The sequence below is a fragment of the Achromobacter sp. UBA5777 genome, from assembly GCF_002418565.1.
GTDB classification, from domain to species: domain Bacteria; phylum Pseudomonadota; class Gammaproteobacteria; order Burkholderiales; family Burkholderiaceae_B; genus Achromobacter; species Achromobacter animicus.
In genome coordinates this window covers 1-20,852 of sequence record NZ_DIEJ01000285.1, presented here as the reverse complement: position 1 = coordinate 20,852, position 20,852 = coordinate 1, and the positions used below count along the sequence as shown (strand labels likewise).

Genomic DNA, 20,852 nt, shown 5'->3' with positions numbered 1-20,852 from the left:
CCGGGTGCCGAGGCTGCGGCGGGCGCCGCCGCCCTCTCCTGCGCGGCATTGCCCGGCGTGGGGCTCATCGCCGCAAACGCGGCCGTGATCGCTGCCACCAGCAGCGCGGCGGCCGCCGCGTTGCCCGTCCGCAAACCTTTTCCTTCTGACTTGCGCGTAGACGCCATGTCCTTCTTCTCTCTCAGTCACGATGTGCAGGCACCGGCGGATGCGGTCGGCGCGCGCCAGTGCTTGGGCGCTTGCCTGCGCCGCAATACGGGCTGCATGGGAATTTCGGGTGCCAAATCGTTGGCGGCCTCGAACATAGAAGGGGGACACAAAGGGTGTCAAGGCAAGTGTGGGCAGGGCGGGCAGCCGTGTAACGAAGCCACCGCCGTCCGATTCGCGGTGGCGTCGACGGCTGGGCGCGAAATACCGGCATTTTCCTGTCATGCGCGCCATGAGACGGGGTAACAGGAAGCTTAACGCCCTGTTACCTTGGCAATAATCGGGGTTACGGCCGAGATGGGATTACCGCTGGAACAGCGTCGTTCCCGCATGCGGCGCCCGCGCAGTCAGGATCGTTCCGCTGACGGATTCCGTGCAGAAGATGCTGCGCCTGTCTTCGCCGCCAAAGGCGAGGTTGGTGGTCGACATGCCCTTCGGACTGCGCCACACCGTCACGGGCTCCGCGCGGTGATTGAGCAACCACACATAACCCAGGCCCGGATTGCACACGAGCAGGTTGCCTTCGCTATCGACAGCCAATCCGTCCGGGCCGCTGGGACCATACGACGTGAAGAACTGGCTCACCTTGCTGACGCTGCCGTCCGCCATCAGCGGCACGCGCCACACGCAATTGCCGCGCGTCACGGCCAGGTACAGCACCTTGCCGTCGGGCGACAGCGCGACGCCGTTGGGACTGGGCACGTTGACCAGCAGGCAATCGAGCTGCCCGTCCGGGCGCAGGCGGTACAGTCGGCCCGAAGGATCATGCAGGCCGCTCTGGCCTTGGTCGGTGAAATAAAGATTGCCTTGCGCGTCGAAGATCAGATCGTTGACGCCCTTGAAGCGCTCGCTGTTACGGCGCGCGAGATAGGGCGTGACTGTGCCGTTGGCAACGTCCAGGGCCATCAGCCCGTTCTTGTAGTCGGTGATCAGCAGACGCCCGTCATCCAGGAACTTCATGCCGTTGGGCTCGCCGTCGTATTCCGCCACCAGAGACCATTCGCGGTCCGGGCCGATGCGAAAGACGCGGCCCCACGGGATGTCGGTCACATAGAGATTGCCGCTCCGATCGAACACCGGGCCTTCGAGGAACGAGTCGGCAATGGCGCCGCCGCGGTTGGCATCGGCCCAGTCGCTGCGTTCTGCGCGGCGAAAGCGGTCGGGCATGGGCGACCAGACCTCAAACGACGCCACCTGTGGCGCTTGCAAAAAAAACATGGTGTCTCCCTGTTCTTATTTCGCGTCGTAGCCGATGTTGCGCGCCACGTTGCCCCACATCACGCCGCTGTCGGACAGGATGCGGCTGAACTCGGCGGCATCGGCCACGCGCGGCTCGGCGCCCATCTTGGTAGCGAACGTCTGCATTTCTTCCGACGCCATGGCGCGGGCGACCTCGCGTTGCAGCCGCTCGGTGACCGCCGGCGGCGTACCCTTGGGCGCCCACAGGCCGGTCCAGTTGACCACGCCAAAATCCTTCACGCCAGCTTCCGTGAAGGTCGGCACGTCGGGCAGCACTGCCAGCCGCTTGTCGCCGCTGATAGCCAAGAGACGCAGCTGGCCGCCTTGCACCGCGCCCATCACGCCCGTGGTGGAGGCGAACTGAAAGTCGATCACCTTGCCCAGCACCGCCTGCGTGGCCTCCGCCGCGCCCTTGAACGGCACGTGCATGAACTTGACCTTGGTCGCCAGCGCCAGCCCTTCGGCGGCAAAGTGCGGGGTCGTGCCCGGGCCCCCGGAGCCGTAGGTGATCATGTCGGGCTTGGCGCGGGCCTGGGCGATCAGGTCGTCAAGTTTGCGGTACGGGCTGTCGTTGGACACGGCCAGCGCCATGGGCGCAAACACGAAGGCCGAGACCGGTTGCAAATCCTTGGCCGGATCGAAGGGCAACTGCTTGAAGATGTGCGGCAGCAGCGAATAGGTCGTGTCGTTGGCCACCAGCGTATAGCCGTCGGGGGCGGCGCGGGCTACCTGATTCACGCCGATGGTGCCCGTGGCGCCCGGCTTGTTCTCCACGATGAAACTCTGGCCGGTCTGCGTCGAAAGCATCTGCGCCATCTTGCGCGTCGCCACGTCGACCGCGCCGCCGGGGCCGTAGGGCACGACGACGCGGACCGGACGGCTGGGCCACGTGTCAGCGGCGTCCGCCGCTTGGGCGAGACCGCTCGCCAGCATCGGCAGGGCGGCGGCAAGCGTGACGACTGCGCGGCGCAGGCGGAGCGGGGGTTGATTCTGGCGGGTCATTTGTCTTCCTCTCTTGTTGTGCAGGCATTATTCCGCTTTCAGGCCCAGCTCCTGGGCCAGTTTGCGGTAGGTGTCGATCTCGTGGGATAGCTGGGCGCCGAAGGCGTCGCCGCAAACCGGGCGCGGCTGCATACCCAGCGCGTCCAGACTCTTGGACGTGGCGTCGGCCCCGGAAAAACCTCGGGCCACGTCTTCCAGACGGGCGCGCACCTCCTGCGGCAGGCCGGCGGGCGCCAGGACGCCATACCAGGCGTCGGCCGTGTACCCAGGCACGCCCGCTTCGTCGAAGGTCGGCACCTGCGGCAATTGCGCCAGGCGCTTGGGCGCCGCGACCGCCAGCGCGGTCAGCTTGCCGGCCTGTACCTGCGGCAGCACGGAACCCAGCGTCGCCAGCGAGCTGTCGACTTGGCCGCCAATCAGGTCCGAGATCGCCTGCGCCGCGCCTTTATACGGAATGTGGTTCATGGTGATGCCCGTCTGTCGCAGGAACTGCTCGGTCGCGAAGTGGCCCGAACTGCCGGTGCCGGGCGTGGCATAGGTCAGGCGACCCGGCTCGGCCCGCGCGCGTCCCAGAAAGGCGTCCATCGTATTGACCTTGAGCGCGGGCCCCGTGACCAGCACCGTGGGGCTGACAGCCACGGCGCATATTGGCGTAAAGGATTTCAACGCGTCGAATTTGACCCGGTCGGCGTATAACGCGGGAATCATGGTGTGGTTGGTGGCGCCGATCAGCAGCGTGTAGCCGTCGGGCGCGGCCTTGGCGACGGCTTCCGCGGCCAGGATGGTGTTGGCGCCTGGACGGTTCTCCACGACGAAGGTTTGCCCCAATGCCTGCGAGGCGTACGAGGTGAAGGCGCGTGCGACCACGTCGGTCGGGCCGCCGGGCGAAAAACCGACGACCACGCGCACGGGACGGTCGGGATAAGCGGCGTTGGCGGTGCCGGCGACGATAAGCAGCGCGGCGGCCAGGGCGGACAGCTTGGATGTCATGGAAGGTCTCCGTATGCGTGTGGGTCGCGCGATGGCACGTCGCGTCATTCTTTGCGGATGCCGGCTTCGGCAAGGATCTGCGCCGAGCGCTGCATCTGGTCGTCGAGAAAGGTCTGGAACTCGGCGGACGACGATCCCACCGGCTGCGCGCCGAGTTCCTGCAGGCTGTGGCGCAGCGCCGGATCTTGCAGCGTGACTCGCAATTCCTGCTCGATGCGCCCGGTCACCTCGGGCGGCACGCCGGCGGGCGCCAACACGCCGTTCCATTCGTAGATCGCATAGCCCGGCACGCCGCTTTCGGCGATGGTGGGCAGGTCCGGCAGCGCGTCGATACGCTGGGGCGCGGTCACGGCCAATGCGCGCAGCTTGCCGCTCTTGACCAACGGATAGGACGCCGCCATGTTGCTGAACATCATGTCGATCTGACCGCCCATCAGGTCGGTCAGCGCGGGCGCGCCGCCTTTGTAGGGCACGTGCGTGAGTTCGAGCTTGTTGCCCTGCGCATACCAGGCTGCGGCGATGTGTTGCGCGGTGCCCTGGCCCGGCGTGCCGAACGTCAGGTGGCCTTGGCGCGCGGCAGCTGTCAGGTCGCCGATGCCGTGATACGGCGCCTTGGCTGGCACGACGAGCAGATTCGGCGTCAGGCTCACCAGCGAAATCGGCGCGAAGTCGCGCCTGCTGTCATAGCTGAGCTTCTTGTAGAGCGACGGATTGATGGCGAACGCGGTCGCGTCGTAGAGCAGGGTGTAGCCGTCAGCGGCGGCGTGCGCCACGCTGGCCGCGCCGATGGTGCCGCTGGCGCCCGGCTTGTTCTCGACCACCACGGTCTGACCCAGCCGGTCGCCGAGCTTTTGCGCCACCAGGCGGGCCTGCGCATCGGCCGCGCCGCCAGCGGAATAGGGCACCACTAGCTTGATTGCGCGTTCAGGATATTGGGCCGCCGCTGCGCCGGCGAATAGCGTCAGCAACACGGGCAGGAAGCGAATTGAATTCACGAAGTGTCTCCTCGTCGGAATGACGCGCGACCTGTGCCGGCCGCTGCGTCAGTTGGGAAAAAATCAGACGGTTGCGATAGGGGTGACCGGCGAGCCGGCGGCGCCGGGCAGCCGCAGCGGAGGCGCCGTCAGCAGAAAGCGGTGGCGCCCGTTCGTGCGCAGCCAACGCGCCAGCGGCGTCAGCCACCACAGTTCACCCAGGTGGATGCCGTTCTTGAACAGGCAGTGCTCATGCAATGGCAGACGCGGACGGCGCAGCGGCGTGACGGCGCCGCTCAGACTGACCGGCTGCACGAGTTCGACCGCCGGGTTGTCGGCGATGAGGCACGCCAGCCGTGAGTCGACGATCCATTGCAGCAGCCGCGCATCGTGGCCGTCCAGCCCGCTGCCGGTGGCATGCAGCCGGGCCACGTCCGGCTGCCGGTTCATCGCCATCAGCGTGTCGCCAAAGCCGGTATGCAGGCACACCATGTCGCCCGCCTCGACCGTCACGCCATCGGCGTCCAGGATTCGCATCAGGGCGTCATAGCCGACGGCGGTGCGCGTGCGGCCGACATGGGCTTCCAGGTCGATGAGCACCGCGCGGCCTTGAACGCCGTGCTCGGCGAGTTGCTCGATGCCGAGCGCACCGGCCGCCGGGCCGGGAAAGCGCGCCCAATCCGCTAGGGCCGTGGCGTCTTCCGGCGCGGCCACGATCTCCACGCCGGCCCGGAACCCGTTGTAGAAGACCGCCTCGGCCTCGCCGTCGCCATTCGCATCGAAGCGGCTGCCCATGTGAGCGAGGCTGTCCCACTGCGTCGAATACTGCGTATTCATCAGCAGCACGTCGTCGCAGACCACGTCCGTCAGCAAGGGATCCTCGGATGCATACGACCAGCAGAAGCCTTGCGCCCCGGCGCTCTTGCCGTCACGCAGCGTCGAATACCGCTGCGGCGGCAGGCGGCGCGGGTTGAGCGCCATGCCGCCCGGCACGTCCAGCGGCAGCGACAGGCAGAACGTGAGCCCTTCTCGGACCTCGGCAATGCCTTGCAGCACCTTGGCGCGATCCACCAGGTTCATCCGGCCGCGTTGGTCGTCCGGACCGAATTCGCCCCAGTTGCTGCCTTCGGGCGCGCGATTCCATCTCTGCGGCATGGCGTGGCTCCTCAGGCGGCGGACCCGGCGCGGGCCAGCACGTCCAGAACGTTGCGTGCGGCGGCCACGCCCATGTTGACGTAGGCGGCGCTGGTCACGCCGCCAATGTGCGGGCTCAGAATGATGCGCGGCTCCGTTTGGAACGGGTGCCCTGCCGACATGGGTTCGACCGCAAAGCTGTCCAGGCCTGCGGCCCGCACATGACCCGACCGCACGGCGGCCAGCAGCGCTTCCTCGTCCACCAGGCCGCCGCGCGCCGTGTTCACCACGATCATGCCGGGCTTGCACTGCGCCAACGTCTGCGCGTTGACCATGCCGCGGTTGTCGTCGGTCAGCGGGCAGTGCAGCGACACCACGTCGGCCTCGCGCCAGATTGCATCGAGTTCCACGGGACGGATGTAGTCCGGCAGGTCCTTGGCGTACGGGTCGAAACCGATCACCTGCATGTCCATCCCGTGCGCCATGGCCGCCATGCGCCGGCCGATGGCGCCCAGGCCGATCAGACCGATGGTCTTGCCGCCCAGCTCCAGGCTCTTGTGCGTGGACTTGTCCCAGTGGCCGGCGCGCATGCGTTCGTCCAGGCCAACCACCGACTTGGCGCAGGCCAGCAGCAGGGCCAGCGCCTGCTCGGCGACGGCGGCGGCGTTTACGCCCACCGCGGCCACGACCTGGATGCCGCGTTCGGCGGCGGCGGTCTTGTCGATGGTGTCGGTGCCGCTGCCGTGTTTGGAGATGACGCGCAGCGCGGGGGCGGCGTCCATCGCCGCGGCGCCCACCTTGCTGTAGCGCACGATGATGGCGACCGGGTTGTGTTCGCGGCACAACGCCACGATGTCGTCTTCAGTGGGCGTCTTGCCGGCGAAGATCAGTGAGAAGCCCTGCAGCAGCGCCAGCGCCTCCGGCGCCAGATCCGCCGCGGTCACGACCAGCGCGGGCTTGCCCGTGGCAGCGGTGTTCACAGCGTCTCTCCTTCCTTCAGGACGCCGGCGGCGCGCAGCGCGGCGGTCAGCCACTTCGCTTCCGTGTCGCCCGCCTGGATCGCGGCGATGCGCGCGGCTTCGTCGCGCACCTTCTTTTCGGCGGCAGGCAGCAGGCCTTCGATCTTTTCGCGCTCGACCACCACCACGCCGTCGGCGTCGCCGATGATGAAGTCGCCCGGATTGACCGTCACGCCGCCCACGGATATCGGATGCCCGATGCGGCCGGGCACGTTCTTGGTCGGGCCGTTGGGGTTGGTGCCGGCGGCAAACACCGGGTAGTCCATGTCGATGATCTCGACGGTGTCGCGCGCGGCGCCGTCCATCACCACGCCGGCGATGCCCAGCTTGCGGCATGCGTTCATCATGATGGTGCCCATCAGTGCCGAACTGAGGTCGCCCTTGCCGTCGATGACCAGCACGTCACCGGGCTTGGCCAGCGAAATCGCGGCGTGGATCATGAGGTTGTCGCCGGGGCGCACCTCGACCGTCAATGCGGTGCCGGCGACTTTCATGCCGGGATGCAGCGGGCGGATGCGTCCGTTCAGGGCGCCGCGCCGTCCGGCGACGTCGGCCAGGATGGCGGGTTGCAGTTCCGCGGCGCGGCGAACAATGTCGGCGCTGACGCGGGGGAAGTCCTTGATGATGTCCGGAGTGCTCATGCGTGTTCCTGTCAAAGGTAGAAGAGGGATGCGGGGGCGGTCAGGCGGGCTTGATGCCGGCGTCGCGGATGACCTTCCCCCATTTGTCGAAGTCCGCTTTGCGTGTCTGGTCCAGGGCCTGCGGCGTGCCGCCGGCCAGCGTGATGCCAAGCTGTTCGGCCAGCGCGAGCAGGGCGGGGCTTTTCAGCGCGCGTCCGATGTCGGTGTTGAGCCGGGCGATCACCGGCGCCGGGGTCGCGGCTGGCGCGAAGACCGCCTGCCATTGCTCGACCACGAAATCGTCGAAGCCGGCTTGCGCCATGGTGGGCACGTCGGCAAGCGCGGGCAGGCGCTGCGCGGACGTGACGGCCAGCGCGCGCAGGGCACCGGTCTGCACGTGGGGCAGCGCGGCGGCGGCTGGAATGAACGCGAACTGGACCTGGCCCGCCAGCGTGTCCTGCAAGGCGGGCGTGTCGCCCTTGTAAGGCACGTGCAGAAAGCGGGCGCCAGTCTTTTGCTGCAGCAGTTCGCCCTGCATGTGCAGGATGGTCCCGGTGCCGCCCGAGGCATAGGCCAGGCTTTCCGGCGCCTTCTTTGCCGCGTCGATCAGCTCGGCCACGGTCTTGAAAGGCTGCGCCTTGCCCACGACCAGCAGATGGGGAATGGTGCCGATCATGATGACCGGCGCGAAGTCGGCGACGGGGTCATAGGTGAGCTTGCCCATGACGTGCGGCGCGATCGCCTGCGGGCCGATTGACGTGCCCAGCAAGGTCAGGCCGTCGGCTTCGGCGCGCGCCACGCGGGCCGCCCCGATAGTGCCGGTGGCGCCCGGGCGGTTGTCGACGATGACGCGCGTCGAGAGCAAGGCATCGAGCTGCTGCGCGATGGCGCGGCCCAGCACGTCGGTGCTGCCGCCGGCCGGGTAGGGCACCACCCAGGTGATGGTCTTGCCGCCGGGCCATTCCTGCGCGGCGCGCACGCCGAAGGCGGCGCTCGCCATCAGCGCCGCAGTGGCAGCCAGGAAGCTGCGGCGGGGAAAGGGGTGGGGGGCTTGCATGGTTTGTCTCCGATGATGCTTTTTGTTCATGCCGGAAAGCCGTACAGGGCCGCCGGGTTGTGGACGAGGACCTGGCTCAGTTGTTCGCGGCCGGTCCACTCGGCCAGGCGTTCGAGCTGGCGCGCGTCGTCGGGCATGGGTTGCATGCCGGCCGACGCGGAGGCGTGCGGCCAGTCGCTGCCCCATACGACCCGCTCGGGATTGGCGTCCAGATAACTGCGGGCCAGCGCATCCAACGCCGCGTCTTCAATGGAATGCCGCGGGCTGACGATGTAGCCGCCGGACAGCTTGATCCAGGCGCGGCCGCGCTCGAGCAGCCGCAGCACCAGGGCGTGGGCCGGATGCACGCCGGTATCGTGCGGCGCAAGCCGCGCCATGTGGTCGAACACGATGGGCGCGGGCAGGTCCTGCAGCACCGGCGCCAGGTCGGCCAGACGATCGGGCGCCATCAACAGTTGCAGGTGCCAGCCCAACGGTGCAACGCGTTGCGCCAGCGGCACGATCTGATTCGTAGAACTGGTCACGCCCAAGGACAGATTGAGACGGATGCCGCGAACTCCTGCGTCGTGCATGGTTTGAAGCTGCGCATCGGTCTCGCTGCCATCAATCACCGCCACCCCGCGCGCCTGCCCGCCCAACCGCGCCAGCGCATCCAGCATGGGACGGTTGTCCGCGCCGTAGGTGGAAGGCGTGACCAGCACAGCCCGCCGCGTTCCCAACCGGGCCTGGATCTCGCCGTACTGCGCCATCGTGGCGTCCGGCGGCGACAGCTTTGCGCCGGGCGCGGCGGGGTAGCGCGCGTCATAGGCGTGGATGTGGCAGTCGCACGCGCCGGCCGGCACGGCAATGGCGGGGCGCGACGCGCCGCTGGAATACGGATAGCGGGCTTGCATGGCAGATCACTCGACCTTCGCGCCCGAGTCCTTGACGATCTTGCCCCAGCGGATGCGGTCGTCGTGGATCAGCTTGGTGAACTCCTCGGGCGAACTGGTCAGCACCCGCGCGCCTTGCTCCTGGTACTTCATGCTCAGATCCTTGGCCTGCAACGCCTTGTTGAATTCGGCGTTCAGGCGCTGCACGATGTCGGCCGGCGTGCCGGCGGGCGCGGCCAGCCCGAACCAGGTCACCGCCTCGAAGCCCGGAAATCCGCGCTCGGCGACGGTGGGCACGTCGGGCATGTCAGGCACGCGCTGCGACGAAGTCACCGCCAGCGCCCGCATCTTGCCGTTGCGCACGTGGCCGATCAGCGTGGGCACCGACGACAGGTACATGTCGATCTGCCCGCCGATCAGGTCATTGGAAGCCTGCGCCGCGCCTTTATAGGGAATGTGGGTGAGCTTGATGCCGGCGGCGTTCTGCAACTGCACGGCCGCCAGGTGCGCGACGGTCCCGTTGCCCGAGCTTGCAAAATTCAACGCGCCCGGCTTGGCTTTGGCGGCGGCAATCATGTCCTCGAAGGACTTGAGCGGCGAGGTCGCCGGCACGACGATCACCAGCGGCGCGTCCGCGACAAGACCGATGGCGGAGAGATCCTTTTCGGGGTCGTAGGGCAGCTTGGCGTAGAGCGTCGGGTTGATCGCCAGGTTGCTGGTCTGGCCCAACACCAGCGTGTAGCCGTCCGGCGCCGCCTTGGCAACGGTGTCCACCCCGATGTTGCCGCCCGATCCCGGCCGGTTCTCCGTGACGATGTTCCAGCCGGTGTTGGCGCCGACCTTGATCGCCGCCTCACGCGCCAGCACATCGGTGCCACCGCCGGGTGGGAAGGGGACGATCAGGCGGATGGGCTTGTTGGGATAGTCCTGAGCGGCGCTCAGGCTTGTCATGCATACCAGGGCCAGGCCCGACAGGACGCGCGCGATCTGCTTCATCGTTGTCTCCGAATATTTGTTTTGGTGGAGGCATTGTGAATCCGTGTTCCGCGCAATACAATGCAGGTTCGTATAGCGGAACATGTTGCGCAGAATGAACGATAGATTGAACCCTGACCCGGACGACGCCCCGGCCGAAGACGGCGTGGTCGCGGTGCGCCGCGCCATGAGCATCCTTGCCGCGTTCGGCGTGGACGACACGCATCTGTCGCTGGCGGAACTCAGCCGGCGCACCGGCTGCCATCGCTCAACCGTGCTGCGTCTGGCGCGCACGCTGGCCATGGACGACTACCTGGCGCAACGGGAAGACGGCACATGGCGCCTGGCGCGCGCGGCCGGCTGGCTGGGCGCCTGCTACCAGGCCACGTTCAACATTGCGGAGATCGTGCAGCCGGTGCTGCGGGAGCTGTCGGCGGCCACGGGTGAAAGCGCCACGTTCTACGTGCGCGAAGGCAAGCAGCGCATCTGCATGGCGCGGGTCGAAGGCCCCAAGTCCATCCGGCATCACGTGCGGGTGGGGGCGGCGCTGCCGCTTGAACTGGGCAGTCCGGGGCGTGTGCTGCTGGCGTTCGCAGGCGAACCGGGCGAACCCTATGAATCCGTGCGCCGTGCGGGCTACATGATTTCCCTCGGCGAGCGCGATGCCGAGGTCTCCAGCATTTCCGCGCCGGTCTACGGCATCAACTGGACGCTGCAGGGCGCCATCTGCATCTCGGGGCCGATCTCGCGCCTGACTGAAAGCGTGCTGCTTGATCTCAAGGAGCCGGTGCTCGCCGCGGCTAGCCGGCTGTCGCGGTCGCTGATGGGATTGCGGCGGACGGCGTAGTTCGTGCGAGGGCTTTCTGCGCCAGCCTAAAAAACAAAAAGAAAGGACGCGATCCGGGCTCCATCGGACCGCGTCCCTGCGCGCGCAAAGGGCAATGGCCTAGCCGCGTCCCTTTGCCTGCGTGGCGAACATCACTCCGCCTCGATCTTCGCCTCCTTCACCACCTTGCCCCACTTGTCCAGGTCCGACTGGATCACCGCCGCGTACTCCTGAGGCGTGCCGCCCTGGACCTCGATGCCCGCGGCTTCCAGCTTGGCGCGCACGGCGGGTTGCTTGAGGACCGCGTTGATCTCGGTGTTGAGCTTGGCGATGATCTCCTTCGGCGTGCCCGCCGGCGCCAGGAAGCCGCCGTTGGTGTTGGCGTCGTAGCCCTTCAGGCCTTGCTCCTGCGCGGTCGGCACGTCCGGCAGAGCCTTGGTGCGATTGGCGGTCGACACGGCAACGGCGCGCACGTTGCCTGCCTTGACCTGTTCCTGCATCGCGCTCAGCGTATCGATGTACAGCACCGTGCGGCCGGCCAGCAGGTCAGGGTGCGCGGCGGACGAACCCTTATACGGGATCAGCAGCATGGGCGCGCCGCTGACCATGCGGAACATCTCGGCCGCCATTTCCTGCGCGCTGCCTCGGCCCGACGTGGCGACTTTGGCGTCGTCGGGATGCGCCTTCATCCAGTCCACCAATTCCGGCAGCGTCTTGGGCGGGATCTTCGGATAGACCGAGAACACCAGCGGAATTTCATGCGTGTAGATGATGGGCTCGAAACTCTTCTGCGGGTCCCAGCCCAGATTCTTGAACAGGTATTTGTTGATGTTGTGGCTGCCGCCCACGATGCCGATGGTGTAGCCGTCGGGCTTGGCGTTGGCGAGCAGCGCGGTGCCCAGGTTGTTGGAGGCGCCCGGCCGGTTGTCGACGATGACGGGCTGGCCGAGCGACTGCGAAAGCTTTTCGCCGACGACGCGCGCAATCATGTCGATGCCGCCGCCCGGCGGGGCCGGCACGATGATGCTGATGGGACGGGTAGGGTAGTTCTGCGCCGCGGCCAGGCCGGGCACGGCGGCAAGGACTGCCGAAAAGGCCAGGGTCTTGGCCAGCGTGGTGAAGGTCATGCTTGTCTCCTCGGGGTGGTCAACTTCAGTCAACTCTGTGAGGCGCCCCGGGTGTGCTGCACCCCGGGGCGCGGATAAGGCCTTAGCCGCGCCCAGCGAAGGGCATGGCGCTGGCCATGACGGTCATGGTCAGGACGTTGGCGTCCAGGGGCAGCGACGCCATGTGGCGCACCGCCTTTGCGACGTGGACGGCATCCATCATGGGCTCCGGCGCGACCGTGCCATTGGCCTGCAGCACGCCGCGCGTCATGCGCTCGGACAGCTCCGTCATCGCGTTGCCGATGTCGATCTGTCCCGCCACGATGTTGTAGGCGCGGCCGTCCAGCGCCAGCGACTTGGTCAGGCCGGTCACCGCGTGCTTGCTGGCGGTGTAGGGCGCGGTAAAGGGGCGCGGCGTGTGTGCGGAGATGGAACCGTTATTGATGATGCGGCCGCCCTGCGGCGTCTGGCGGCGCATCAGCCCGAAGGCGGCGCGCGCGCACAGATAGACGCCCGTCACATTGGTGTTGATGGCGTTGAACCACTTTTCCAGCGGCAGTTCGTCCATCGGCACGGCGGGCGCGTTGACGCCCGCGTTGTTGAACAGCAGGTCCAGCCGGCCGAAGCGGCTTTCGATGGTGTTGAACAGCGCTTGGACGCTTTCCGGGCGGGTGACGTCGGTGGGCACGGCCAGCGCGGTCTGACCGCGCGCGGCGGCCTCGGCTTGCAGCGACTGCAAGGGGTCGGCGCGGCGGCCGGCCAGCACGACGGTCCAGCCGTCGTTCAGCAAGGCGATGGCGGTGACGCGGCCGACGCCGCTGCCTGCGCCGGTGACCAGGGCAATTTTCTGGGTGGTGCTGTCGTTCAAGGGATGGCTCCTTGGGCGGATTGGATGGTTATTGATGTTGAAAGAATCGGCGCGCGGCGTCAGGCGGCGCGGGGCGCGGCAACGGTCATGGTGAGGTCCCCGATGCCGGCCACGCCCGCGCTGACGACATCGCCAGGGCCTAAGGGACCGACGCCGGCGGGCGTGCCGGTAAAGACGAGATCGCCGGGCGCCAGGGTCACGGATCGCGACAGCATCGCCACCAGCTCGGGTACGGACCACAGCAGGCCGGATACGTCGGCGCGTTGGCGATCTTGTCCGTTCACGGACAGCCACAACGCGCCTTCGCGGGGATGGCCGCAGGCGTCAGCAGGCACGATGGCGGTGCACGGCGCGGAATGATCGAAGGCTTTGGCGGGCTCCCACGGACCGCCCGCGCGCTTGGCCTGCTGCTGCAGATCGCGTCGCGTCATGTCCAGCCCCGCGGCGTAACCCCAGATATGGCGGGCTTCGACGTCATCTGCAGCGATGTCCTTGCCGCCGCGGCCAATCGCCACGACCAGCTCGATCTCATGGCAGTAGTCCGCCGTGTCCGCGGGATAGGGCAGCGCGCCGGCGGCCGGGAACACGGCGCTGGCGGGCTTCATGAACCACGCCGGCATCTCGGCCGGACGCGTTTCGTCGGGCAGCCAGCGATAGTTGCGGCCGATGCAGAACACGCGCGCAACGGGAAAACGGGCCGCGCTGCCGACGATCGGCAACGTGGTTGGTGCAGGGGCGGGAAAGACGAGGTCAGTCATGGCAGTCGTCGAAGATGTGCCTTGCGGGTCAGGTCGTCAGGCTCAACGCCGGACGCTCGCCGGCCAGCGCCTGCGCGATGCTGTCCAGCACCATCTGGCCCATTGCCGCCCGCGTCTCCCACGTGGCGCTGGCGCGGTGCGCCTGCAGCGTGGTCCGGTCAGACTGGCGCAGCGCCTGCGGCACGCGGGGCTCATCCACAAAGACGTCCAGTCCCGCGCCCGCGATGCGGCCGGCGACCAGCGCCACAGTCAGGTCGGCCTCGTTGACCAGCCGGCCGCGCGCCACGTTGACCAGGAATCCCTGCGGGCCCAGCGCGTCCAGCACGGCGGCATTGACGATGCCCTCGGCCTTGTCGGCGGCGGCGCAGAGCACCAGCGCGTCGGAGGCGCGGGCCAGGGCGATCAGGTCCGCCACGAATTCATGCGGCACGTCGTCCATGGCGCGCAGGTCGGTGTAGCGGATCTGGCAGCCAAAGGCCGCCGCCCGCGTGGCGACGGCGCGGCCCACGCGGCCCATGCCCACGATGCCCACGCGCATGCCGCTGAAGCGGCGCGCCAGCGGAATGGCGCTGGGCGAGGGGAACTGCTCCCACAGGCCTTCCCGCACAAAGCGGTCGCCCGCGCAGAGGTTGCGGCAGGCTGCGATCAGCAGGCCGATCGCCAGGTCAGCCACGTCTTCGGTCAATGCACCCAGCGTGGCGGTGACCGGCAGGGCGGGGGCCCGGCAATACGCCAGGTCCACCGCATCGGTGCCCACGCCATTGACCGCCACCACCTTCACGCCCGGAAGCTGTTCCAGCATCTCGCGCGAGATGCCGGTGTGGCCGCCGGTGATGACGGCTTCGATGTGAGCGCCGTGCTCGCGCAGCCAGGTCGCCTGATCGGAGATCTCGAAGAACTTGTGCACCTGGTACAGCGAGGCAAGCTCGTCATTGACCGCCGGGATCAGGATGGGATTGAGTTGCAGGACCTGAGGCTTCATGTCGGTTCGGCTCTGGTGGGGGGACCGGCTGCGGGTCCGCGTTGAACATGGATTCCATGGTATTTAATGATTGATTTGTAAAGCAATATTGATCTATAAAATCAACATATAAACTTTGCTACAGAAGATCATGGGTACCTGGATTTCAATGGCCGAAGCGTGCAGCCAGCTAGGCGTGCGGCCGCAGACCATCTACGCCTACGTCAGCCGCGGCAAGCTGGAGGTCATGCCCGACCCCGCCGACACGCGCCGCAGCCTTTACCGCGCCGAAGACGTCGCGGGGCTGGCCAAGCGCAAGCAGGCGGGTCGTAAGCACGAAACCCTGGCCACCAACACGCTGTTCGGCGCCGAGCCCAGCATCCCCACCGCCATCTCCACCTTTCATCGCCAACGCCTGTACTACCGCGGACAGGACGCCGTCACGCTGGCCGGTTCAGCCAGCCTGGAAGCGGCCGCGCAATTGCTATGGAATTCGGACCAGCAGGCGGACTTCTCTTGCACCGCGCGCGTGGCATCGCCGGGCCGCGTCGCGGCGTTCACGTCATTGGCCGCGCTGGCTGCCACCGGCCACTCCACCCATGGCCGCATGACGCGCGTCCTCCACACCGAATGCCAGAACCTGGTCGGCCAACTCGCCAACGCGTTTGGCGCGCAGCCCGGCAAACGGCCGCTGCATCTTCGGTTTGCGCAAGCCTGGAAGCTGTCGCCACACGCCGCCGAGTTGCTGCGTACCGCCATGGTCCTGCTGGTCGACCACGAACTGACCAGCTCTGCATTTGCCGCGCGTATTGCGGCCTCGACCGGCGCGTCGCTGCCGGCGTGCCTGCTGTCGGGTCTGACCACGTTGTCCGGGCCGTTGCACGGCGACGCTTCCGGCCGCGTCCGTGCGTTGTTCGACGATGTGGCGCGTCAAGGCGAAGATCAGGTGATCGCGCACTACCTGTCCACGGGCCTGCCGCTGGCGGGCTTCGGCCATCATCTGTATCCGGATGGCGATCCGCGCGCAGCGGCGCTGCTGGCGCAGTTTGAGCCGGCCGAGGTCATCACGCGCTTCATCGACAAGGCCACGCAACTGACCGGCCTGCATCCCAACATCGACGTGGCGCTGGCCGCGCTGTCGGCGCACTGCAAGCTGCCGGACGATGCGGCCTTCGGGCTGTTTGCCACGGCGCGCAGCATCGGCCTGCTGGCGCATTGCCTTGAGCAGCTCAGCGTCGCGCAAGTCATCCGGCCGCGCGGACGTTATGTGGGCGTCGTGCCGCAAGCGGCCTAGTCCGGCAATCTTCGGTATGCTGGCTGATCCGGACAGGAGATCAGCATGACACGTACGCAGAAGCAGAGGATGTTGGCAGGAGACCTCTACACGGCCGCCGACGACGAGATCCAGGCGGACCAGCTTGCCGCCAGCGCCTGGATGAAGCGGTACAACGCCTTGCTGGGCGAGCCGCCAGAACAATGGCACGCGCTCCTGCGCGAGCGCCTTGCCAGCGTGGGCGAGGGCGCGCTGATCCGCCCGCCGTTTCATTGCGACTACGGCTACAACATCTCGCTGGGCACGAACGTCTTCATGAATTTCAACTGCGTGATCCTTGACGTCGTGCAAGTCACGATCGGCGATGGCACGCAGATCGGCCCGGCCGTGCAGATCTACACGGCAGACCATCCGCATGATCCCGAGCAACGCCGCGCGATGCTGGAATTCGGCCGTCCCGTGCACATCGGCAAGCAGGTGTGGATCGGCGGTGGCGCGATCATCCTGCCGGGGGTGACGGTGGGGGATGACGCCATTATCGGCGCGGGTAGCGTGGTAACGCGCGACGTGCCGGCAGGGGCAAAAGTGGTGGGGAATCCGGCGCGGGTGAGGGGATAAAAGGACGCGATGCGCGGCGCTCAGCGTTCGCCAATCTGCTTCAACACGGCGGCCACGATGGCTTCGGGCCGGTCCTCCTGCACAAGGTGACCGGCATTCGGCACGGATAGCAGCGGACGATCCGATATCAGTGCCGCCAGCGTCTCACCGCGCTCGTGCGGGATCCACGCGTCCTCTTCGCCCCACAGCACTTGCACCGGGCAATTCATGCGACCGTACAAGCGCTGCACCTCGTCCGTGTACTTCTGATCCATCTGCGCGATCTGGCGGTAGAACGCCGGCTGACCGAGGGGCCCCAGCCATGGATGGCTGTACACATCCAGCGCCTCATCCGATAGCGGATTGTGCGCGGCGGTCTGCAGGTAGGCCTTCAACAGCGCGCGATGCATGTAATCCGGCATGCCGGAAAACGCGGCCTCATGCTGGCGGACATGCTGCACGAAGGGCGAACCCCACGGCGCCAAGGCCACCGCATCGAAGATCGTCAGCGATGCGTAGCGCAGCCCGTTCAGGTAGTACGCACGCAGCGCGGTGGCGCCGCCGAAGTCGTGCGCCAGGACATCGGGGCGGTCCAGATTCCATTCGTTGAACAGCGCCGCCAGTATCCGGTTCTGCACACCCAGCGACACGTCCTGTCCGTCCCGCATCTCGGACGCGCCGTAGCCCGCCAAATCAAAGTAATAGACGGTTCTGCGGTCAGCGATCAGCGGGATGATCCTGCGCCACACCTGCGAAGAAAACGGCGTGCCATGAATGGCGACCAGCGCGGGACCGTTGCCGAGCTTGCCCCAGCGGATGGCGTTGCCTTCGATCAAGGCGGTGTGGGGGAGTTTGAGCATGGCGGCTCTCAGGAGAGGTCGTCCGGGATGGGCTTGCGCGGTCTGCGGGGAGGGTAGCCGGCGCCGTCGCTGTGTTCCGCTGCGCTCCGTGCGTTGGCGGCAGCGGCAACCGGCGCGACTGTCAGCGGCGGCGCGACCGTCACGGCCGGCAGCGCCGGCGCGAGCACGGCTGGAATCCCGGCGGCATTCCGATACGACTGGAGCAGCAGCAGCGCGTCGATCGTGCCCAGATCGTGCTCCGCATCGGCCCGCGCTTCAATCCGGGTCTGTTCGTCTTTCACCGCTTGATCCGCGGCTGCCGTGCGCGCGTCCAGCCTTGCCAGCTGTGCGTGAAACGCCTGGACGGCAAGCTTCAGGCAGTGCGCCGTGTAGTCGTCGTGCAGCAGGTCCGCGGACGGCGTCAGGTTGTGATCTGCGGGAATCTGGAGGCGTTGCGCGGCACCGGCCGCCAGGGGTAATGCTCGCGTGGCGTAAAGGCGTTGGAACTGCGTCGGCGACGTGCGCGCAACGCGATCCGCCCGTAGTTGGGCACCCACCTGTTCGGTGCGGTACGCATCCCCGGCATCGCCGGTTCCGAGTGCGCCTGTTGGCGAGATTGGGGAGGGGAGCATCGGTGTCAGGCTGGGCTAGGTGATGGGCCAATCTACTAGTCGGTCGGTAGTGTGTCAAGACTGAATCCGGCCGGGTGTTAAAACCTTCGGTACAGGCGCAGCGCGCCGCTCACGCCTAAGGAGAGGACCATGCCCATGTTCATCACGATCGGTTATGGCGATCAGCAGGGCTATGACCGCACGGACAAAGCCATACGCGATTCTGCTCATGCGCACGATGCCGACTTGCAGAACGCCGGCGTGCTGATGGGCGTCGCGGGGACGCCGGTGCAGGTTCGGAATCCGAACGCGGCAGGCGTCGAGACGGTGCAGGGACCGTACATGACCACGCCATTGCCGCTCGCGGGCTTCGCCGTTATCGAAGCGATTGATTTGGCCGACGCGATTGAGAAGGTGTCCCGCACGCCGTGTGCCGTGGCGCACGGCGTCGTGGAAGTGTGGCCGCTGGAACAGCGGTAGCGCGCGTTATTGATCGACCGACCGCATGTCGCAAGTCGTCTCGGACGACGCGCACACGCCGCGAAACCAGGCGCGTCCGCGCGTGCGGTCCTTCTCGGCCAGCAGTTCAAATGTTGCGCTGTGGCGCATCTCGTAATCCACAAGCAGCCATTCGCCGTCGCACGCGACGATGCCGCGCAAGGCGGCGCGCTCGGTCAACCAGTCGCTGCCCAGGTCCAGCAACCGTTCGCTACCGGCGTCCGGGCGGGCATATCCCCGCGCCGACTGGATGCCGACTTGCGCATCCCCGGCGGCGATCCAGCCTTCGCCCTGATAGACGGGCCGCGGCGGGCTGCGGTCGCTGCCGCTCATGGCGTCGCTGGCGTTCTTGATCTTCAGCCAGCCGTCACGCGCCTCCGTCACGTCGAAGGTCACGCTGTAGAGGTCGACCTCGGGATCGGGACTGTCGCCGCGCGTGGTGGGCAGTGCGCCGACCTGCTTGGCGCTGGCGGAGGGCGACGCGCGCACCGGGATCGCGGGCTTGTCATTGGTCGTCCAGCCCGAAAAGCGGCATGCCGTGGGGCCGGCGGGCGTCCAGGCAGCTGCGTGAGACGCGGTCTGAGCGTGGAGACCAGGCGACAGGGCGAGCGCGGCAAATAGCAATGCAAGCGGTCGGAGCGTCATGGAGGATTCGTCGGCGGAGTGATTGAGGCCGGAAGATCGGCCGGCGAAAAGCCTAACATGGCCGCCTTCGGCGTCCAGATGCGTGCAGTGACACCGGGCAGCGCTAGGCTGCCCGGCGGTCTTCCTGTGATGGTTTGCGGGCCGCCTACTGCGCCCCGGTGGCGCCCGACACATACTGCGCCAATGCCTGCACCTCCGCGTCACTTAACGCCTCGAAAGCCGGCATCACGCCGATCCCGTTGCGCACGGCCTGCGTGACGCGGTTGGCGTCGGGTTTCAGTTCATCGAGGTTCGGTCCGATGGTCCCGGCCGCGCCGGCATCGGCCAGCGTGTGACAGACGGCGCAGGCCGGGGTTGTCGACTTCAGGAACAAGGCGCGGCCCGCCTCGGCATTGGGCGNNAGCTCCATCGGGGGGGGGGGGGGGGGGCGGGGGGTGGCGGCTTAGAGAAAGAGGGCGCGCCCCCCCCGGGCTGGGGCCGTTCCCCCCCCCCCCGCCGAAGCGCCCGCCACGAGGCAGGCGCCTGCGGCGAACGCGGTGCGGACCCGCCACCCGATGGGGCGGCGGGATGCGGCATACAGCTTGACTTCACGGGTTTGCATCGATTCCGCCATCCTCAAGACACATTGATGGCCAGACCGTGGTCGCGCCAACTGCTGTTGATGTAGCCCGGCGCGTTCTCGAACCGGTTCTCCACCTGCACGTTGCCTTGCGTGTCTTCGACGCGGCTGACCAGCATGTGCTGGCCCGCCGTTAGTTCCACCGGCAGCGCGAACTGGCGCCATGCATATTTGCCAAGATCCGGCCCGATCAGCGCAGCTTGCTTCCAGGTCTTGCCGCCATCGATGGACACATCCACGCGCTTGACCGCGTGCATGCCCCCAAACGCCACGCCGCGCACCACCACGCGTCCGGCCTTGACGGCCTGACCGTTTGCGCCCGGCGCGTTGATCCACGACTTGGGTTCCATCGCCCAGACCGAGGGTTGGTCGGGACTGGGCTTGGCATCCATCGGTGTCAGCCGATAGCCGGTCTGCTGGATCTTTGCCGGACTTTGTTCGGCAGTGAACGCCAGCCGCTTGATGTACTTGACGTTGTTCACGCCGGTGTAGCCCGGCACGATCAGCCGCAACGGGCCGCCGTGGGCGAGCGACAACGGCTCGCCGTTCATCTCCCAGGCCAGCATCGCGTCCTGCATGGCCTCGCGTGGCACCGAGCGTTCCACCAGCAGCGATTTCGGATCCAGGCCCTCAGGCAGCACTTCGCCGCCAGTGCCGGTCATGAAAGCGGGCGCTCCATCGAGCCCGCCCAGGTATTCCACGAGCGTGCGGACCGGCACGCCCGTCCACATCACGCAACCCGCCGCACCGACTTCCCACGGCGTGCCGCTAGGTTTGTGAGGAAAGAAGCCGCGCCCATTGCCCGAGCACTGCAGCACCGTCGCGATCGATTCCACGCCCAGCGTCTTCAGGTCGCCCACGGTCAACGTGCGCGGCTGCTTGACGCCCTGGATCTCGACCTTCCAGCCGTCCCGGTCGTTCAGGATGGCCGCGTCCGGCGGCGGCAGGTTGTTGCGGACGTAGAGCTGGCGCGACGGCGTGATGATGCCGTCGCCAAAGGCGCTGCGGCGCGTCTCGATGGTGTTGGCGCTGTGCACGATGACGCTGTCGGCGTCTTTCCACGCCGCGTAGGGCGGCAGCGGCTTGGCCGTGGATGCGGCGGCGGGTTTGGCGGGCGCATCGCTGGCGCGCGCGATGCCGCTGGCGCCCAGACCGGCCGCGG

Annotated in this window: 23 protein-coding genes; 4 read left to right on the top strand and 19 right to left on the bottom strand. The window is 67.4% G+C overall.

All coding sequences use genetic code 11. From position 1 onward, the window contains the following. Positions 1–510 precede the first annotated feature (510 nt). The 10 genes from B3446_RS25020 to B3446_RS24975 form a co-directional block, all read right to left on the bottom strand. Complete coding sequence (locus B3446_RS25020; RefSeq protein ID WP_291386493.1) at positions 511–1,425, bottom strand: SMP-30/gluconolactonase/LRE family protein; 915 nt, start codon at positions 1,423–1,425, stop codon at positions 511–513. Between the two features lie 15 nt (positions 1,426–1,440). After that, positions 1,441–2,448, bottom strand: a complete 1,008-nt coding sequence (locus B3446_RS25015) for a Bug family tripartite tricarboxylate transporter substrate binding protein (protein ID WP_291386491.1) — start codon at positions 2,446–2,448, stop codon at positions 1,441–1,443. 27 nt (positions 2,449–2,475) lie between these two features. Continuing rightward, positions 2,476–3,438 (bottom strand): Bug family tripartite tricarboxylate transporter substrate binding protein, encoded by a 963-nt coding sequence (locus tag B3446_RS25010; protein WP_291386489.1) that lies wholly within the window; start codon positions 3,436–3,438, stop codon positions 2,476–2,478. A gap of 44 nt (positions 3,439–3,482) precedes the next feature. Beyond that, positions 3,483–4,433 (bottom strand): Bug family tripartite tricarboxylate transporter substrate binding protein, encoded by a 951-nt coding sequence (locus B3446_RS25005; protein ID WP_291386487.1) that lies wholly within the window; start codon positions 4,431–4,433, stop codon positions 3,483–3,485. A 63-nt stretch (positions 4,434–4,496) separates the two neighbouring features. After that, positions 4,497–5,567, bottom strand: coding sequence for a cyclase family protein (locus B3446_RS25000; protein WP_291386485.1), 1,071 nt, complete (start codon positions 5,565–5,567; stop codon positions 4,497–4,499). Positions 5,568–5,578: 11 nt separating this feature from the next. Then, on the bottom strand, positions 5,579–6,526 hold the full coding sequence (locus B3446_RS24995) for an NAD(P)-dependent oxidoreductase (RefSeq protein ID WP_291386483.1): 948 nt from the start codon (positions 6,524–6,526) through the stop codon (positions 5,579–5,581). Continuing rightward, positions 6,523–7,206 (bottom strand): RraA family protein, encoded by a 684-nt coding sequence (locus B3446_RS24990; protein WP_291386481.1) that lies wholly within the window; start codon positions 7,204–7,206, stop codon positions 6,523–6,525. Before B3446_RS24990 ends, B3446_RS24995 begins: the two co-directional genes overlap by 4 nt. A 40-nt stretch (positions 7,207–7,246) precedes the next feature. After that, positions 7,247–8,242, bottom strand: a complete 996-nt coding sequence (locus B3446_RS24985) for a Bug family tripartite tricarboxylate transporter substrate binding protein (RefSeq protein ID WP_414632420.1) — start codon at positions 8,240–8,242, stop codon at positions 7,247–7,249. Positions 8,243–8,268: 26 nt separating this feature from the next. Beyond that, entirely contained in the window at positions 8,269–9,135 is an 867-nt protein-coding gene (locus B3446_RS24980) for an amidohydrolase family protein (protein WP_291386479.1), read from the bottom strand. A gap of 6 nt (positions 9,136–9,141) precedes the next feature. Beyond that, positions 9,142–10,110 (bottom strand): Bug family tripartite tricarboxylate transporter substrate binding protein, encoded by a 969-nt coding sequence (locus B3446_RS24975; protein WP_291386477.1) that lies wholly within the window; start codon positions 10,108–10,110, stop codon positions 9,142–9,144. Positions 10,111–10,204: 94 nt separating this feature from the next. On the opposite strand from B3446_RS24975, the gene B3446_RS24970 reads away from it, so the two are divergent. Continuing rightward, positions 10,205–10,936, top strand: a complete 732-nt coding sequence (locus B3446_RS24970) for an IclR family transcriptional regulator (protein WP_291386475.1) — start codon at positions 10,205–10,207, stop codon at positions 10,934–10,936. 131 nt (positions 10,937–11,067) lie between these two features. Here B3446_RS24970 and B3446_RS24965 read toward each other — a convergent pair whose 3' ends face one another. From B3446_RS24965 to B3446_RS24950, 4 genes are all read right to left on the bottom strand, one after another. After that, positions 11,068–12,042 (bottom strand): Bug family tripartite tricarboxylate transporter substrate binding protein, encoded by a 975-nt coding sequence (locus B3446_RS24965; RefSeq protein ID WP_175183590.1) that lies wholly within the window; start codon positions 12,040–12,042, stop codon positions 11,068–11,070. 82 nt (positions 12,043–12,124) lie between these two features. Continuing rightward, entirely contained in the window at positions 12,125–12,889 is a 765-nt protein-coding gene (locus B3446_RS24960; RefSeq protein ID WP_291386472.1) for an SDR family oxidoreductase, read from the bottom strand. A 59-nt stretch (positions 12,890–12,948) separates the two neighbouring features. Beyond that, on the bottom strand, positions 12,949–13,647 hold the full coding sequence (locus tag B3446_RS24955) for a fumarylacetoacetate hydrolase family protein (protein ID WP_291386470.1): 699 nt from the start codon (positions 13,645–13,647) through the stop codon (positions 12,949–12,951). 28 nt (positions 13,648–13,675) lie between these two features. Next, positions 13,676–14,629: a 2-hydroxyacid dehydrogenase gene (locus B3446_RS24950; protein WP_291386468.1), complete on the bottom strand. Its 954-nt coding sequence runs from the start codon at positions 14,627–14,629 to the stop codon at positions 13,676–13,678. Between the two features lie 130 nt (positions 14,630–14,759). On the opposite strand from B3446_RS24950, the gene B3446_RS24945 reads away from it, so the two are divergent. Next, positions 14,760–15,902 (top strand): citrate/2-methylcitrate synthase, encoded by a 1,143-nt coding sequence (locus B3446_RS24945; protein ID WP_191577406.1) that lies wholly within the window; start codon positions 14,760–14,762, stop codon positions 15,900–15,902. A 45-nt stretch (positions 15,903–15,947) separates the two neighbouring features. Further along, on the top strand, positions 15,948–16,499 hold the full coding sequence (locus tag B3446_RS24940) for a sugar O-acetyltransferase (protein WP_291386465.1): 552 nt from the start codon (positions 15,948–15,950) through the stop codon (positions 16,497–16,499). 20 nt (positions 16,500–16,519) lie between these two features. Here the strand turns inward: B3446_RS24940 and B3446_RS24935 are convergent, their stop codons facing one another. Next, positions 16,520–17,338, bottom strand: a complete 819-nt coding sequence (locus B3446_RS24935) for an alpha/beta fold hydrolase (protein ID WP_291386463.1) — start codon at positions 17,336–17,338, stop codon at positions 16,520–16,522. Between the two features lie 8 nt (positions 17,339–17,346). Then, complete coding sequence (locus tag B3446_RS24930; protein ID WP_291386461.1) at positions 17,347–17,949, bottom strand: hypothetical protein; 603 nt, start codon at positions 17,947–17,949, stop codon at positions 17,347–17,349. A gap of 129 nt (positions 17,950–18,078) precedes the next feature. Here B3446_RS24930 and B3446_RS24925 point away from each other — a divergent pair, with 129 nt between their 5' ends. Continuing rightward, positions 18,079–18,408, top strand: coding sequence for a YciI family protein (locus B3446_RS24925; protein ID WP_291386460.1), 330 nt, complete (start codon positions 18,079–18,081; stop codon positions 18,406–18,408). 6 nt (positions 18,409–18,414) lie between these two features. Here B3446_RS24925 and B3446_RS24920 read toward each other — a convergent pair whose 3' ends face one another. From B3446_RS24920 to B3446_RS24910, 3 genes are all read right to left on the bottom strand, one after another. Next, the gene (locus B3446_RS24920) at positions 18,415–19,071 is read right to left on the bottom strand and encodes a hypothetical protein (protein ID WP_291386458.1); all 657 of its coding nucleotides are present in this window, start codon (positions 19,069–19,071) and stop codon (positions 18,415–18,417) included. A 145-nt stretch (positions 19,072–19,216) separates the two neighbouring features. Next, positions 19,217–19,480 carry a c-type cytochrome gene (locus tag B3446_RS24915; protein WP_291386456.1) on the bottom strand — a complete coding sequence of 88 codons (264 nt, stop codon included), beginning with the start codon at positions 19,478–19,480 and terminating at the stop codon, positions 19,217–19,219. Positions 19,481–19,686: 206 nt separating this feature from the next. Continuing rightward, positions 19,687–20,852 (bottom strand): sulfite oxidase (locus B3446_RS24910; RefSeq protein WP_291386455.1); only part of this gene is annotated, 1,166 nt, incomplete at its 5' end.

Bases quoted from the DNA above. Each gene is read 5' to 3' on its own strand.
- B3446_RS25020 (WP_291386493.1), bottom strand. From the start codon at position 1,425: ATGTTTTTTTTGCAAGCGCCACAGGTGGCGTCGTTTGAGGTCTGGTCG.
- B3446_RS25015 (WP_291386491.1), bottom strand. From the start codon at position 2,448: ATGACCCGCCAGAATCAACCCCCGCTCCGCCTGCGCCGCGCAGTCGTC.
- B3446_RS25010 (WP_291386489.1), bottom strand. From the start codon at position 3,438: ATGACATCCAAGCTGTCCGCCCTGGCCGCCGCGCTGCTTATCGTCGCC.
- B3446_RS25000 (WP_291386485.1), bottom strand. From the start codon at position 5,567: ATGCCGCAGAGATGGAATCGCGCGCCCGAAGGCAGCAACTGGGGCGAA.
- B3446_RS24990 (WP_291386481.1), bottom strand. From the start codon at position 7,206: ATGAGCACTCCGGACATCATCAAGGACTTCCCCCGCGTCAGCGCCGAC.
- B3446_RS24985 (WP_414632420.1), bottom strand. From the start codon at position 8,242: ATGCAAGCCCCCCACCCCTTTCCCCGCCGCAGCTTCCTGGCTGCCACT.
- B3446_RS24980 (WP_291386479.1), bottom strand. From the start codon at position 9,135: ATGCAAGCCCGCTATCCGTATTCCAGCGGCGCGTCGCGCCCCGCCATT.
- B3446_RS24975 (WP_291386477.1), bottom strand. From the start codon at position 10,110: ATGAAGCAGATCGCGCGCGTCCTGTCGGGCCTGGCCCTGGTATGCATG.
- B3446_RS24970 (WP_291386475.1), top strand. From the start codon at position 10,205: ATGAACGATAGATTGAACCCTGACCCGGACGACGCCCCGGCCGAAGAC.
- B3446_RS24965 (WP_175183590.1), bottom strand. From the start codon at position 12,042: ATGACCTTCACCACGCTGGCCAAGACCCTGGCCTTTTCGGCAGTCCTT.
- B3446_RS24955 (WP_291386470.1), bottom strand. From the start codon at position 13,647: ATGACTGACCTCGTCTTTCCCGCCCCTGCACCAACCACGTTGCCGATC.
- B3446_RS24950 (WP_291386468.1), bottom strand. From the start codon at position 14,629: ATGAAGCCTCAGGTCCTGCAACTCAATCCCATCCTGATCCCGGCGGTC.
- B3446_RS24945 (WP_191577406.1), top strand. From the start codon at position 14,760: ATGGGTACCTGGATTTCAATGGCCGAAGCGTGCAGCCAGCTAGGCGTG.
- B3446_RS24940 (WP_291386465.1), top strand. From the start codon at position 15,948: ATGACACGTACGCAGAAGCAGAGGATGTTGGCAGGAGACCTCTACACG.
- B3446_RS24935 (WP_291386463.1), bottom strand. From the start codon at position 17,338: ATGCTCAAACTCCCCCACACCGCCTTGATCGAAGGCAACGCCATCCGC.
- B3446_RS24930 (WP_291386461.1), bottom strand. From the start codon at position 17,949: ATGCTCCCCTCCCCAATCTCGCCAACAGGCGCACTCGGAACCGGCGAT.
- B3446_RS24925 (WP_291386460.1), top strand. From the start codon at position 18,079: ATGCCCATGTTCATCACGATCGGTTATGGCGATCAGCAGGGCTATGAC.
- B3446_RS24920 (WP_291386458.1), bottom strand. From the start codon at position 19,071: ATGACGCTCCGACCGCTTGCATTGCTATTTGCCGCGCTCGCCCTGTCG.